Source organism: Rhodococcus sp. AG1013 (assembly GCF_003350365.1).
Taxonomy (GTDB): Bacteria; Actinomycetota; Actinomycetes; order Mycobacteriales; family Mycobacteriaceae; genus Prescottella.
Genome location: NZ_QQAT01000003.1, coordinates 113077 through 126474 on the forward strand (window position 1 = coordinate 113077; position 13398 = coordinate 126474).

At 69.1% G+C, this 13398-nt stretch carries 14 protein-coding genes; 9 read left to right on the forward strand and 5 right to left on the reverse strand.

Annotated features, from left to right (window positions below; all coding sequences use genetic code 11):
- The first annotated feature begins 62 nt into the window (after positions 1-62).
- The 5 genes from DEU38_RS05385 (at position 63) to DEU38_RS05405 (ending at position 4666) form a co-directional block, all read left to right on the forward strand.
- Positions 63-1154, forward strand: coding sequence for a PhoH family protein (locus DEU38_RS05385; RefSeq protein ID WP_114719096.1), 1092 nt, complete (start codon positions 63-65; stop codon positions 1152-1154).
- 59 nt (positions 1155-1213) lie between these two features.
- Complete coding sequence (gene ybeY / locus DEU38_RS05390) at positions 1214-1756, forward strand: rRNA maturation RNase YbeY (protein WP_114719097.1); 543 nt, start codon at positions 1214-1216, stop codon at positions 1754-1756.
- 24 nt (positions 1757-1780) lie between these two features.
- Positions 1781-3106, forward strand: coding sequence for a hemolysin family protein (locus tag DEU38_RS05395; protein WP_114719098.1), 1326 nt, complete (start codon positions 1781-1783; stop codon positions 3104-3106).
- Positions 3107-3108: 2 nt separating this feature from the next.
- Complete coding sequence (gene era / locus DEU38_RS05400) at positions 3109-4026, forward strand: GTPase Era (RefSeq protein WP_114719099.1); 918 nt, start codon at positions 3109-3111, stop codon at positions 4024-4026.
- Between the two features lie 130 nt (positions 4027-4156).
- Complete coding sequence (locus DEU38_RS05405) at positions 4157-4666, forward strand: nitroreductase/quinone reductase family protein (protein WP_181818673.1); 510 nt, start codon at positions 4157-4159, stop codon at positions 4664-4666.
- A gap of 10 nt (positions 4667-4676) precedes the next feature.
- Here the strand turns inward: DEU38_RS05405 and DEU38_RS05410 are convergent, their stop codons facing one another.
- A complete protein-coding gene (locus DEU38_RS05410; protein ID WP_114719101.1) occupies positions 4677-5246 on the reverse strand; it encodes a TetR/AcrR family transcriptional regulator in 570 nt (189 codons plus the stop codon).
- Positions 5247-5249: 3 nt separating this feature from the next.
- Positions 5250-6680 (reverse strand): amidase, encoded by a 1431-nt coding sequence (locus DEU38_RS05415; RefSeq protein ID WP_114719102.1) that lies wholly within the window; start codon positions 6678-6680, stop codon positions 5250-5252.
- 131 nt (positions 6681-6811) lie between these two features.
- Here DEU38_RS05415 and recO point away from each other — a divergent pair, with 131 nt between their 5' ends.
- Genes recO through DEU38_RS05430 form a run of 3 tightly spaced genes read left to right on the forward strand, consistent with a single transcriptional unit; the run spans position 6812 to position 8800 of the window.
- Positions 6812-7627, forward strand: coding sequence for a DNA repair protein RecO (gene recO, locus DEU38_RS05420; protein ID WP_114719397.1), 816 nt, complete (start codon positions 6812-6814; stop codon positions 7625-7627).
- Positions 7584-8396 carry an isoprenyl transferase gene (locus DEU38_RS05425; RefSeq protein ID WP_114719103.1) on the forward strand — a complete coding sequence of 271 codons (813 nt, stop codon included), beginning with the start codon at positions 7584-7586 and terminating at the stop codon, positions 8394-8396. Before recO ends, DEU38_RS05425 begins: the two co-directional genes overlap by 44 nt.
- An 8-nt stretch (positions 8397-8404) precedes the next feature.
- Positions 8405-8800 carry a hypothetical protein gene (locus DEU38_RS05430; protein WP_114719104.1) on the forward strand — a complete coding sequence of 132 codons (396 nt, stop codon included), beginning with the start codon at positions 8405-8407 and terminating at the stop codon, positions 8798-8800.
- A gap of 72 nt (positions 8801-8872) precedes the next feature.
- Here DEU38_RS05430 and DEU38_RS05435 read toward each other — a convergent pair whose 3' ends face one another.
- A complete protein-coding gene (locus tag DEU38_RS05435; RefSeq protein ID WP_114719105.1) occupies positions 8873-9310 on the reverse strand; it encodes a Fur family transcriptional regulator in 438 nt (145 codons plus the stop codon).
- Positions 9307-9675 carry a helix-turn-helix transcriptional regulator gene (locus tag DEU38_RS05440; protein WP_397484324.1) on the reverse strand — a complete coding sequence of 123 codons (369 nt, stop codon included), beginning with the start codon at positions 9673-9675 and terminating at the stop codon, positions 9307-9309. The genes DEU38_RS05435 and DEU38_RS05440 overlap by 4 nt, the downstream gene beginning before the upstream one ends.
- A 187-nt stretch (positions 9676-9862) precedes the next feature.
- On the opposite strand from DEU38_RS05440, the gene DEU38_RS05445 reads away from it, so the two are divergent.
- Complete coding sequence (locus tag DEU38_RS05445; protein WP_114719401.1) at positions 9863-11254, forward strand: glycine--tRNA ligase; 1392 nt, start codon at positions 9863-9865, stop codon at positions 11252-11254.
- A 70-nt stretch (positions 11255-11324) separates the two neighbouring features.
- Here DEU38_RS05445 and DEU38_RS05450 read toward each other — a convergent pair whose 3' ends face one another.
- A complete protein-coding gene (locus tag DEU38_RS05450) occupies positions 11325-13385 on the reverse strand; it encodes a TPM domain-containing protein (protein ID WP_114719106.1) in 2061 nt (686 codons plus the stop codon).
- Positions 13386-13398 lie beyond the last annotated feature (13 nt).

The window sequence follows — 13398 nt, forward strand, 5'->3', positions numbered from 1 at the left end:
TTGGGCACACACGACAGCCCGTCGTGGACGGATCGGACCTGGAAGTAGGCCATAGCCCTCACGTGAGTGAACAAGTCGAGAACGGCAGGTCGCGTTACAGCGACTCCCCGCAGGATCCCACGCAGCCGGCCGAGCGCACCGTGCGCTCGAGCATGGAACTCCCGCCCGAGGTGGTGCCGCCCCTGCTCGGGTCTTCCGATGAGAACCTGACCGCTCTCGAACAGGTCCTCGACGCCGACATCCATGTCCGCGGTAATGCGGTCACCCTCACCGGCACCCCCGCCGACGTCGCGCTCGCCGAGCGGGTGCTCGAGCAGCTCGCCGCGTTGGTCCGCCGCAATCAGCCCATCACGCCGGACACGGTGCGCCGGACGGTCGGCATGCTCACGCAGGGTCTGTCCGAGTCGCCGGCCGACGTGCTGAGCCTGGACATCTTGTCGCGGCGCGGCAAGACGATCCGGCCGAAGACGCTCAACCAGAAGCGCTACGTCGACGCGATCGACGAGAACACCATCGTGTTCGGTGTCGGCCCGGCCGGTACCGGCAAGACGTACCTCGCGATGGCGAAGGCCGTGCAGGCGCTGCAGAGCAAGCAGGTGACGCGGATCATCCTGACCCGTCCAGCCGTCGAGGCCGGCGAGCGCCTGGGCTTCCTGCCGGGCACGCTGCACGAGAAGATCGACCCGTATCTGCGTCCGTTGCACGACGCGCTGCACGACATGATGGATCCCGAGGCGATCCCGAAGCTCATGCAGGCCGGCGTCATCGAGGTCGCGCCGCTCGCGTACATGCGTGGCCGCACCCTCAACGACGCGTTCATCATCCTCGACGAGGCGCAGAACACCACGGCCGAGCAGATGAAGATGTTCCTCACCCGACTCGGGTTCGGCTCCAAGATCGTCGTCACCGGCGACGTCACGCAGGTCGACCTGCCGGGTGGGGCGCGGTCGGGCCTGCGGGCGGCCACCGAGATCCTCGACGACATCGACGGCATTCACTTCGCGATTCTCGACAGCAGCGACGTGGTCCGGCACCGCCTGGTCTCCGACATCGTCGACGCGTACGACCGCTTCGAGTCGACCCGCGCGGCCGACATGCCGCTGGGGAACCGTGCGCACCGACGAGCGGTCCAGTCGCGCTCGCAGCGGCGGTAGGGTTGTTTCCGCCCCAGCACGGCTACCGCGCGCCCGCGGACGACGAAAGAGCGACGTAAATGAGTATCGAGATCTCCAACGAATCGGGGATGGAAGTCTCCGACGAGGACCTGATCAGCGTCGCGCGCTTCGTGATCGCCCGGATGGACGTCCATCCCGCAGCGGAACTGTCGATGGTGCTCGTGGATTCGGCCACGATGGCCGATCTGCACATGCGCTGGATGGACCTGCCCGGCCCCACCGACGTGATGTCGTTCCCGATGGACGAGCTCGAGCCCGGCGGTCGCCCGGACGCGCCGGAGCCGGGTCCGTCGATGCTCGGTGACATCGTGCTGTGCCCGTCCTTCGCCGCCGACCAGGCGCAGAACGCGGGCCATTCGCTCGATCACGAGCTGGCGCTGCTGACCGTCCACGGTGTCCTTCACCTCCTCGGCTACGACCATGCCGAGCCGGAGGAGGAGAAGGAGATGTTCGGGCTGCAGAATCAGCTGCTGGCCGAATGGTACGAGGATCTGCGCCGCGCCGAACGTGAGGCCGAACTCGCCGCCCGGGACCAGCGGTTGCTGGGCAAGGCCGGGTTCTTCGATGGCCCCGAGCAGTGATGTCCGGCGGACGGTGATCGGCCGGTGAGTGACGCCGTCGTCCTGATCGTTCTCGCCGTCGTCCTGGTCCCGCTCGGTGGTCTGTTCGCTGCCGTCGATTCGGCGCTGAACACGCTCTCCCCGGCGCGGGTGGACGAGTTGGCCAAGGACGACCGTCCGGGCGCGGCGCGGCTGGTGCGGATCGTCTCCGACCGTCCCCGCTACGTCAATCTCATGGTCCTGCTACGGATCCTCTGCGAGATCGCGGCCGCCGTCCTGCTCGCGGGCGCGCTGATCGATCTGCTCGGAGCCGTATGGGGCATGGTGGTCACGATCGTGGTGATGGTGCTCGTCGACTACGTGGCCATCGGTGTCGGCCCCCGCACCCTGGGTCGGCAGCGCGCGTATCCGCTCGCCCTGGCGTCGGCGGTTCCGCTGGTCGCGCTGGGCACGTTGCTCAGCCCGGTCAGCAGGCTGCTGATCGTCGTCGGCAACGCGCTCACCCCCGGTAAGGGGTTCCGGGCGGGCCCGTTCGCGTCGGAGATCGAACTGCGCGAGCTGGTGGATCTGGCACAGGAACGCGGCGTGGTGGCCGACGGGGAACGCCGGATGATCCAGTCGGTGTTCGAACTCGGCGACACCTCCGCCCGCGAGGTGATGGTGCCGCGGACCGAGATGGTGTGGATCGAGGCGGACAAGAGTGCCGGCCAGGCCACGTCGCTTGCGGTGCGCTCCGGGCACTCGCGGATCCCCGTGGTCGGCGAAAACGTCGACGACGTGCTGGGCGTGGTGTACCTCAAGGACCTGGTGCAGCAGACGTACTACTCGTCCGACGGTGGCCGCAGCGTCACGGTGGCGCAGGTGATGCGCCCCGCCGTGTTCGTGCCGGATTCGAAGCCGCTGGACAGCCTCCTCGCCGAGATGCAGCGCGACCGCAACCACATGGCGGTGCTGGTCGACGAGTACGGCGGCATCGCGGGCCTGGTCACCATCGAGGATGTGATCGAGGAGATCGTCGGTGAGATCGCCGACGAGTACGACACCGACGAGACCCCGCCCATCGAGGACCTCGGTGACGGCACCTACCGGGTGTCGGCGCGGTTGCCCGTCGAGGACCTGGGCGAGCTGTTCGACATCGAGATCGAGAACGACGAGGTCGAGACGGTCGGCGGACTGCTCGGCTACGAGCTCGGCCGCGTGCCGCTGCCCGGTTCGCAGGTCGAGACCGCGGGCCTGCGACTGCGCGGCGAGGGCGGAGCCGACGTACGCGGGCGCGTGCGGATCAGCACCGTTCACGTCGAGCGCGTGGCGACCGAAGAACATACCGAGAACGACCATGTGGACGAAGACGGAAACGTGAGCCAGGAGTGACCATGACCGATAACGAATTCCGTTCCGGCTTCGTCTGTTTCGTCGGACGGCCCAACACGGGCAAGTCGACGCTGACGAATGCGCTGGTGGGCAGCAAGATCGCGATCACGTCGTCGCGGCCGCAGACCACCCGACACACGATCCGCGGCATCGTGCACCGCGACTTCGCCCAGTTGATCCTGGTCGACACGCCGGGTCTGCACCGTCCGCGCACGCTGCTGGGGCAGCGCCTCAACGACCTGGTGCGCGACACGTACTCCGAGGTCGACGTCATCTGCCTGTGTATCCCGGCGGACGAGAAGATCGGCCCCGGTGACCGGTGGATCCTGGACCAGGTCCGGCAGATGGCGCCGAAGACCAAGCTGATCGGCATCGTCACCAAGATCGACAAGGTCAGCAAGGACCGCGTCGCCGAGCAGTTGCTGGCGCTGTCGAAGGTGCTCGGACCGGACACCGAGGTGATTCCGGTGTCGGCCCAGTCGGGCGAGCAGGTGGAGCTGCTCGTCGAGGTGCTGGCGAAGGCGATGCCGGAGGGGCCGGCCTTCTACCCGGACGGCGAGCTCACCGACGAGCCCGAGGAAACCCTGATGGCGGAGCTGATCCGCGAGGCGGCACTCGAGGGCCTGGGCGACGAACTGCCGCACTCGCTGGCCGTCGTCATCGAAGAGGTCATCCCGCGTGAGGGCCGCACCGAGAAGCAGGGCGAACTGCTGGACGTGCACGCGCTGCTGTACGTCGAGCGTCCCAGTCAGAAGGGCATCGTCATCGGCAAGGGCGGCGCCCGCCTGCGCGAGGTCGGCACCACCGCCCGCAAGCAGATCGAGAAGCTGCTCGGCACCAAGATCTTCCTGGAACTGCATGTGAAGGTCGCCAAGGACTGGCAGCGCGACCCCAAGCAGTTGGGCCGTCTCGGCTTCTAGCGATCCGCCGCTCCGGTTTTCGTCGTGCCGCTCCTCCGGTCGGGGGAGCGGCACGACTGTTTCCGGCGCGGCACCCTGTCGACGTGCGACGATGGAGACCTCGACCGGCTCGAGACGAGGTGAGGGTCCGATGTCGAATGAGGGAACCTATCGTGAGGCGAACCCGGTGCGTCGATATCTGATCAGGCAGGGTGCGTCGGCGACGACGGGCCGGGTGCTCGCTCCGGGGCAGCGGCACATCGATCGGGTGGTCTTCGGGATCACTCGGGGCCGGCACACGCTGACGAGCCTGGTGCTGGGGTGGCCGATCGTGATGCTCACGACCGTCGGCGCGAAAAGTGGAGCGCGCCGGACGCTCCCGCTGGTCGGTATGCGGGACGGGAACCGGATGGTCGTGATCGCCTCGAGCTACGGGCGGCCCGACAACCCGGCGTGGTTCTACAACCTGCGCGCACATCCGCGGGCCTCGATGACGGTCGCTGGCGGCGCCTCGCGGCCGGTGCGGGCGCACGAGGCGGAGGGCGCGGAGCGTGAACGGTTGTGGGCTCGGGCGCTGGAGTTCTATCCCGGATGGGCGGAGTACGAGAAGCGGGTCGCCCGGCGGATCCCGGTGATGGTCCTGACCCCCGAGAGCGCGTGACCCGACGCGGTCAGGGCGCCGGGAGGTACGCCCCGCGGACCAGTTGCAGGATGGCCGTCGAGATGTCCTGCCCCGCATCGCCGGTGGCGAGCCGACGCAGTTGCAGGCCGGCGATGGTCGCCACCAGGGTGGGGGCCAGCGACTCCGGCTGTGGGACGCCGAGCGCGGTCAGGATCGTCGCCGTCAGCTCGTCGTACGCCGCGAAGCACTCGGCCGACGCCTCACGGAGTTCGGGATCCCGGCCGGCCTGGATGTAGATCTCGAACGGGGCGATTCGCTCGGCCGAGAAGTCCAGATCCCGCGCGACCTGCTCGGTGAGCGCCGCGGCGTCCTCGAGGCTCAGCCCCTTGTCGCGGTAGGTTTCGGCGAGGTCGCGAAGTCGAGTGGTCTCCTCGGCCACGAACCCTGTCAGCGCCGCCCGCAGCAGGTCGGACTGCGTGGGGAAGTGGTAGGTGATCGAGCCGAGCGAGACCCCGGCCTCGGCGGCGATCCGCCGGTTCGTGACGGCGGGCACGCCGTCGGTGCCGACGATGCGCAGCGCCGCCGCGAGAATCCGGTCACGCACCTCCGTCGAGCCCACCGGTCACCACCACCGGGTCGGGCGGTGGTCCTGCCAACGCTGGACCGACTCGAGTTGCGCCGCAAGCGAAACCAGCATCGGTTCGGTGTTGTCGTGGCCCATCAACTGGACGCCGATCGGGAGCCCGTCGGCGGTGAGGCCGGCGGGGACGTTGACGCTCGGCCAGCCCAGGATGTTCCACGGCCACGTGTACGGGCACGCCGCGGTGATCACCTTGTCGGTCTCGACGCCGCCGATCGCGTCCAACCCCTCCACCCGCGGCGGGGGAGTGGCGGTGGTGGGGGCGAGGATCACGTCGTAGTCGTCGAAGATCTCCCCGACCCGACGTCGCATCCGGGGTTCGGCGGCTCGGGCCGCGCGCAGCGGCAGGCCGGACAGCAGACGTCCGGTGCGGGCGTTGGCACGGGTGCGTGGGTCGACCAACGACGGATCCGGGAGCTGCCCCAGCCACGCGTCCACACCGGCGAGCGACCGGGGAAGGAAGTTGAGGCCCAACAGGATTCCGTACTCCGGGTCGTCGACGGTCACGTCGTGTCCGAGTCGGCGCAGCGCGTGCGCGGTGCGGCCGACCGCGGCCCGGATCTCGGGGTGCAGTGCGGTGGGCGTGGCGGTGAACGGGATCCGCAGCGACAGGGCGATCTTCAACCGTCCCGGATCGCGGCCGACGGCGTCGCGGACCGTGACCGGTGGTGGCTTGTGCAGATCGCCGTCGTGGTTGCCCGCGACGACGTCGAACAGCAGCGCCGCGTCGGCGACGGTGCGTGCGAGCGGTCCGTTGACGGTGATGCCGTGGAACGCCTCGGGCTCGGGCCATGTCGAGATCCGCCCGCGCTGCGGCTTGATCCCGACGAGGTGGGTCCACGCCGCCGGGATCCGGACGGAGCCGGCGCCGTCGGAGCCGATCGCGGCGGACACCAGCCCCGCCGCCACCGCCGCGGCGCTGCCGCCCGAGGATCCGCCCGGTGTGCGCCCGCGGTCCCATGGATTGCGGGTGTGACCGAACGCGCTGCCCCCGGTGAACGGCCACTGCCCGAGTTCGGGGCTGTTGGTCTTGCCGACGATCACCGCGCCGGCGGCGCGCAGTCGGCGAACCACCTCGGAGTCGGCGGTCTTGGCGGGGAACTCGCCCGGACATCCGAACGCGGTGGGTTCGCCGGTGACGTCGACGTCGTCCTTGACGGCGATCGGGACACCGAGCAGCGGCTGGCGCTCCCCGGCCGCGAGTCGGCGGTCGGCTGCGGCCGCCTCGTCGAGTGCGGCGGCCCGGCGCACGATCCGGAACGCGTTGAGTGTGGTCTGGGTGGCCTCGATCCGATCGAGGGCGGCGGTGACGGCCGCGACGGACGAGGTGCGTCCGGCGGCCAGCGCCACGGCCTGCTCCTCGAGCCCCGGAGCGTGCTGTTCGACGTCGTGTTCTTGCAGTTCAGTGCTCATTCCCGCCCCGTCATGCCGACTGTTCGTTCGAACGAACAGTAACGCGTTCCAGTTTTCGGGGTGGGGTTTTGCCGCCCGCGCCTGTCGAGACTCGTCGGTGCGGCGTGGGAGACTGGCCAGGTGAGGTTGTCGTGAGGTTGTACCGGGACTATGCGGTGGTGTTGCGCCAGCACAAGCTGGGCGAGGCCGATCGCATCGTGACCCTGTTGACCCGGCAGCACGGACTGGTCCGGGCGGTCGCCAAGGGGGTGCGTCGTACCAAGTCCAAGTTCGGAGGCCGGCTCGAGCCGTTCGCGCACATCGACGTGCAGCTGTACCCCGGCCGCAGCCTGGACGTCGTCACCCAGGTCCACACGGTCGACGCGTTCGGTGCGGACATCGTCGACGACTACGGCCGCTACACCACGGCCTGCGCGATCCTCGAGACTGCCGAACGGTTGGCCGGCGAGGAGCGGGCCCCGGCCCCGCGACTGCACAGCCTCACCGTCGGGGCGTTGCGGGCGATCGGGGACCAGGCCCGGCCCGTCGAGCTGATTCTCGACGCCTTTCTGCTGCGTGCCATGGGCTACGCGGGATGGGCGCCGGCATTGAACGAGTGCGCCCGGTGCGCGGCTCCCGGACCGCACCGCGCCTTCCACGTCGCGGCCGGTGGCGCAGTGTGTGTGCACTGCCGTCCGCCCGGTGCGGCCACACCGTCTCCGGGTGTCCTCGACTTCATGGACGCGCTGGTGCACGGCCAGTGGCAGGACACCGAGAGTGCGACGTCGTCGATGCGCAGCCAGGCCAGCGGGCTCATCGCCGCGCACCTGCAGTGGCATCTCGAGCGGCAGTTGCGCACGTTGCCCCTGATCGAACGGTCGCGTCCGCATGCGGCGGTCGGGGACCCGGACACGGTCAGGCAGGATGGGGAGCGTGATTCGACGACGCGAACCGCAAGCTCAGCCTGACCGGGAGATCCGCCCTCCCTCCCCGCACCCCTCGGGCGCCCGTCCGCCGATTCTGCAGCCCGAGCTGATCCCCAATCATGTGGCGCTCGTGATGGACGGCAACGGCCGCTGGGCGCAGGATCGGGGGCTGCCGCGGACTGCGGGCCACGAGCGCGGCGAGGCGGTCCTCATGGACACCCTCGAGGGATGCATCGAGATCGGTGTGAAGTGGCTGTCCGCGTACGCATTCTCCACCGAGAACTGGAAGCGAAGCCCGGACGAGGTCAAGTTCCTGATGGGCTTCAACAGGGACGTCATTCGCCGACGGCGCGACGAGATGCACGAGATGGGTGTGCGCGTGCGCTGGGCCGGTCGTCGACCGCGTCTGTGGCGCAGCGTGATCAAGGAACTCGAGATCGCCGAGGAACTCACCAGGAACAACACCGTCATGACGCTGACGATGTGCGTCAACTATGGTGGCCGCGCCGAGATCGCCGACGCGGCACGGGAGATCGCCCGCCGGGCCGCTGCCGGTGAGATCGACCCGGAGAAGATCACCGAGGCCACATTCGCGAAGTACCTCGACGAGCCGGACATGCCCGACGTCGACCTGTTCCTGCGGCCTTCCGGTGAGCAGCGGACGTCGAACTTCCTGATCTGGCAGGCCGCCTACGCGGAAATGGTGTTCCAGGAGAAGCTGTTTCCCGATTTCGACCGCCGCGACCTGTGGGCCGCGTGCGTCGAGTACGCCTCCCGCGACCGCCGCTTCGGCGGCGTCAAGTACCAGTGAGGCCGTCGATGGATTCCTCGGAGGCTCTGCAGGCCCGGGTGCGCGAGGCGCTCGGCGGCTTCGTCGCCGTCGACTCGGACGACGACGGCTCGTTGCGGTTCGAGTACGGCGGCGCACTGTGCTCGCTGCGTGCGGTCACACTCGCGGACGGGCTCGACGTGCTGTCGTTGACGGGAGTGTTGGCGTGGGACCGGACGGTCAAGCCGGCGCTCCACAAGCGGGTGGCCGAGCGCAACGCGCAGCTCCAGTTCGGGTCGATCAATGTGATCACCCGCGGCAAGTTCGCCGATGTCGTGCTGCGCTACACCTTCCCGGCGACGGGGTTGGCCGACGCGCCGCTCACCACGATGCTGCTGCTGGTGTTGTCCGGGGCCGAGGATGCCCGGAAGGGGCTGCTGGCGTAACAGGCGAGCTGCGTGGCCGCCGGGAACCGTCTGTCGGCATCGGCTCGAATTGGTGCGGTCGAGCCTGCCGGGCTACCGCGCCTGGGCGCAGTCCCGACAGGTTCCGAAGATCTCGACGGTGTGGCTGACGTCGGTGAAGCCGTTGCTGTCGGCGATGGTCTGCGACCACTGCTCGACGGCGGGTCCGTCGACCTCGACGGTGAATCCGCAACCGCGGCAGACGAGATGGTGGTGATGGCCGCTCGAGCACCGGCGGTACACCGATTCGCCGGTGTCGGTGCGGAGCACGTCGACGGTGCCGGCATCGGCGAGCGTCTGCAGCGTCCGGTAGACGGTGGTGAGGCCGATGCCCTCGCCGCGCTTGCGGAGCTCGTCGTGCAGTTCCTGGGCGGAGCGGAACTCGGTGATCTCGTCGAGGAGCGCGGAGATCGCGCTGCGCTGCTTGGTCGAGCGCACGCCGACGGCGGCACGTCGGCGTCGGTCGGTTCCGTCCGTCACGTTTTCGGTCATCCTTCTTCCTCTGCGTGGGCCACGGCGTCGACGACGATGTGGGCGAGGTGGTCGTCCACCAGTCGGTACATCACTTCACGTCCGTTGCGTTCGCCGTGTACTACCCCGGCCGCCTTGAGGACGCGGAGGTGCTGGCTGATCAGTGGCTGGGTGACGCCCAGCGCGCCGACCAGTTCGTGGACGCACCGCTGCGACTCGCGCAGTTGGAGCACGATCGCGATGCGGACCGGCGCGGCGAGAGCGCGCAGGATCTCGCCCGCCGAGATGAGTGTCTCCTTCGACGGCATCGGAGCCGCCGGGGTCTCGGTGCAGGGCCCGTGGTCGTGTGCGTCGGCTCGCAGGTCGCCCGCGTCGGCAACGCTCACGGTGTAGCTCCTCGTCTGGGATCGGACAGGGTCGGACATGCCACCTTATTGCAAATCATATCCATTTTGATATGCACGAATGTGCATGTCAACCGGGTGAGTGGACGTCGGCGCGGGTACCGATAGGCTGGACTGGCGAAAACCGCACGTGAACCACGCATCTATTACCCAGATGGAGAGCACCCAAGTGGCACCCAAGTCCAAGATCGATACCGTCGCCAACCTCGCCAAGCGCCGGGGGCTCGTCTACCCCTGCGGTGAGATCTACGGCGGTACCAAGTCGGCCTGGGACTACGGTCCACTCGGCGTCGAGCTCAAGGAGAACATCAAGAAGCAGTGGTGGCGCAACATGGTCACCAGCCGTGAGGACGTCGTCGGCCTCGACTCGTCGGTGATCCTGCCCCGCCAGGTGTGGGAGGCCTCCGGCCACGTCGACGTGTTCACCGATCCGCTCGTCGAGTGCCTCAACTGCCACAAGCGTCACCGCCAGGACCACCTGCAGGAGGCGTACGCGGAGAAGCACAAGCTCGATGACCCGGACGCCGTGGCGATGACCGAGATCGTGTGCCCGGACTGCGGCACCAAGGGGCAGTGGACCGAGCCCAAGGCCTTCTCCGGCCTGCTCAAGACCTACCTCGGCCCGGTCGACAGCGAGACCGGCCTGCACTACCTGCGTCCGGAGACCGCGCAGGGCATCTTCGTGAACTTCGCGAACGTGCTCACCACGTCGCGCAAGAAGCCGCCGTTCGGCATCGGCCAGATCGGCAAGAGCTTCCGCAACGAGATCACCCCCGGCAACTTCATCTTCCGCACCCGCGAGTTCGAGCAGATGGAGATGGAGTTCTTCGTCAAGCCGGGTGAGGACGAGGAGTGGCACCAGTACTGGATCGACTACCGCATGGACTGGTACACCGGCCTGGGTATCAACAAGGACAACCTGCGCCTGTACGAGCACGCGCAGGAGAAGCTGTCGCACTACTCCAAGCGCACCGTCGACATCGAGTACCGCTTCCACTTCCAGGGCAGCGAGTGGGGTGAGCTCGAGGGCATCGCGAACCGCACCGACTACGACCTGGCGACGCACTCCAAGGCGTCGGGCACGGATCTGAACTACTTCGATCAGACCAGCGGTGAGCGCTACACGCCGTACGTCATCGAGCCGGCCGCGGGCCTGACCCGTTCGCTCATGGCGTTCCTCGTCGACGCGTACACCGAGGATGAGGCGCCCAACGCCAAGGGCGGCGTCGACACCCGCACCGTGCTGCGCCTGGACCGTCGCCTGGCCCCGGTCAAGGCCGCGGTGCTGCCGCTGAGTCGCAACGCCGACCTCACGCCGAAGGCGAAGGACCTCGCGACCACGCTGCGTCAGCACTGGAACGTCGAGTTCGACGATGCCGGCGCCATCGGCCGCCGCTACCGTCGCCAGGACGAGATCGGTACTCCGTTCTGCATCACCGTCGACTTCGACACGCTCGAGGACCACGCGGTCACCGTCCGTGAGCGCGACACCATGGCGCAGGAGCGCGTTGCTCTCGACCAGGTCGAGGGCTACCTCGCGCAGCGCCTGATCGGCGCCTGATTTCCCGGCCGAATGTCACATGCGTTCAGTTGGACTGAGCGCATGTGACATTCGGCCATTCGGGCGGGGTTCAGAAACGGCCTCCGCCGCCGCGCCCGATACGGCCCGAACTGCTCGGGCCTCCGAAGGACCCGGGTCCGGGTCCGCCCCACCCGCCGCTGCCGCGGCCACCCCAGTTCCCGCCGCCCCTGCTGCCGCGGAGCATGCTGTCGATCAGGATGCCGCCGAGGATCGCGCCGGCCGCATTGCCGCCGCCCCCGGACACGCCACCGCTCGGCGGTCGCTGGTTGCGCTGGTCGTCCTGGTAGCGGTTCACGTCCGCCTGCGCCGCCCATAGTGCCCGCGACGCCAGTTCGGTGGCGGACTGTGCGTGCTGCAGTGCCTTCGACGGATCCGAGCTGGTGAGCTGCTGCGCGGCCTGCAGGTGCCGCTGCGCCTCCGACAGGCGGGTGCGGGCCTCGGCCCCGACGGCGCCGCGCCGGGTGGAGATGAAGTCCGATGCCGCGCTCACCTGGGCCTCGGCCGCGGTGAGATCCTGGTCGAGCCGCTGCCGTGCGCGGTCGGCCTGCTGCCGCGCCTCCTGTGCCTCGGCGAGCACGGCGTCGAGCTTCGCGTCCGCGTCGACGACCTTGGTGAAGCTGCCCAGCGGATCGGTGTCCTTCGCGGCCTGCGCATTCCGCAGCGCCTCCTCGGCGGCGGCCTTCGCGTCGGCGAGCTTCTGTCCGCCCTGCGCAGTGAGCGCGGTCGCGGCGGCGATGCCCTCCTGCACGTCGGCCATCGCCGCCGGCAGCGTCGCGATGGCGTGCCGGATGTCGGTGTCGGCCCGCGCGACGGCGTCGAGCAGTTGACGGGCCTGGTTCAGCGCGCCCTCCGCCGCCCGGATCGCGACCACCGCCGGGCCCTGCTTTCCGGCCGGGAGCGTCGTGGCATCGCGTCCGGCCGCGATGTTCTGCTCCGCGAACGTGATCCGCTCGCGCGCCATCTCGGGATTCTTCTCGACTGTCGCCAGGACCGAGGCCGGGAACTCGCCCCGTAGCGACGCGAGCGTCGCCTCCGCGGACGGGACGCGGACGGTCAGTGAGACGACGTCCTGCGTGAGGGCGTCCAGCCGGGAAGGTGCGTCGATCAGGAGGTCGCGCATCGCGTCGAACTCCGCCACCCGGGCGTTGAGTTCGCGGTCCGCGCGTCCGCAGGTCGTGATGAGTTCGGTGAGCATCTCGCGCTGCTGTTGCGGCGTCTCGGGAATGTCGTCGTCGAGTCGCTGGCGGATCGTGAACGCGGACGCCAGCGTCCGGCGGGCCTGCTCGAAGGCGGTCGTGAACGGCGCGGTGGCATCGGCGCCGAACTCGCCGACGGCCAGGTTCAGCTCCTCCTCGCTGGTGCGGATCGCGTTGTCCATCTCGACGAGGGCGTCCTTGGCGAGCGCATCGAGGGCTGGAACGGGCAGCGCGGCAAGAGCTTCGGGATCGGTGGGATCCACTTGCCGGGCCGCGGCGACGGTCGCCTCGAGACGGTCGCCCCGCTTCTTGCGGGAGTAGAGGTAGACGCCGCCGCCGGCCAGCGCCACCACGCCGACACCGACGCCGAGAACCTTCAGCGATGTGCCCGAGGCGGTCATCGCGTCCCCGAGCCCGCCCGCCGCGGCGATCGCGGCCCCGGACCAGTCCCGCTCGCGCAGGGCCGGTTCCACCGAATCGGTGCGGATCGAGGTGACCTCCGCGTCGGTGACCTCCGAGAGCGCCTGTGGGACATCGAAGTAGTACGCGCGGTCGGTCGTGGCGACCGCGAGCAGCGCGTCCTTGTTCCCCAGACCGCTGAGCTTCGCGGTCTGCTCCGTCCACGCCTTCTCGGAGAGTCCGTCGAAGTCGGCGACGTACACCACCCAGAGCGCGACCTTGTGCTCGTCGTAGAGCGTGTCGAGCGCGTCCTGGACGTCGGAGCGCTGACCGGAGTCGAGAACCCCGGACAGGTCGGTGATGTGGTCCGGCAGCCGCAGCGGGGCCTCGGCCGTGGCGGTCGCGGGCGCGAACAGGAGGGCGCCCAGTGTGAGCAGCGCGGCGACGGCGGTCGCGGCCACCGATCGGCGCGGTGTGTACTGGCGAGCGGGTGAACGCGACGGTGCGTGTGCCATAGGACGAATCTAT

Coding starts and splice junctions, on each gene's coding strand:
- DEU38_RS05415 (WP_114719102.1), bottom strand. CDS start 6,680: ATGAGCACTGAACTGCAAGAACACGACGTCGAACAGCACGCTCCGGGG.
- DEU38_RS05450 (WP_114719106.1), bottom strand. CDS start 13,385: ATGGCACACGCACCGTCGCGTTCACCCGCTCGCCAGTACACACCGCGC.
- DEU38_RS05405 (WP_181818673.1), top strand. CDS start 4,157: ATGTCGAATGAGGGAACCTATCGTGAGGCGAACCCGGTGCGTCGATAT.
- DEU38_RS05435 (WP_114719105.1), bottom strand. CDS start 9,310: ATGACCGAAAACGTGACGGACGGAACCGACCGACGCCGACGTGCCGCC.
- DEU38_RS05425 (WP_114719103.1), top strand. CDS start 7,584: ATGGGGAGCGTGATTCGACGACGCGAACCGCAAGCTCAGCCTGACCGG.
- DEU38_RS05430 (WP_114719104.1), top strand. CDS start 8,405: ATGGATTCCTCGGAGGCTCTGCAGGCCCGGGTGCGCGAGGCGCTCGGC.
- ybeY (WP_114719097.1), top strand. CDS start 1,214: ATGAGTATCGAGATCTCCAACGAATCGGGGATGGAAGTCTCCGACGAG.
- era (WP_114719099.1), top strand. CDS start 3,109: ATGACCGATAACGAATTCCGTTCCGGCTTCGTCTGTTTCGTCGGACGG.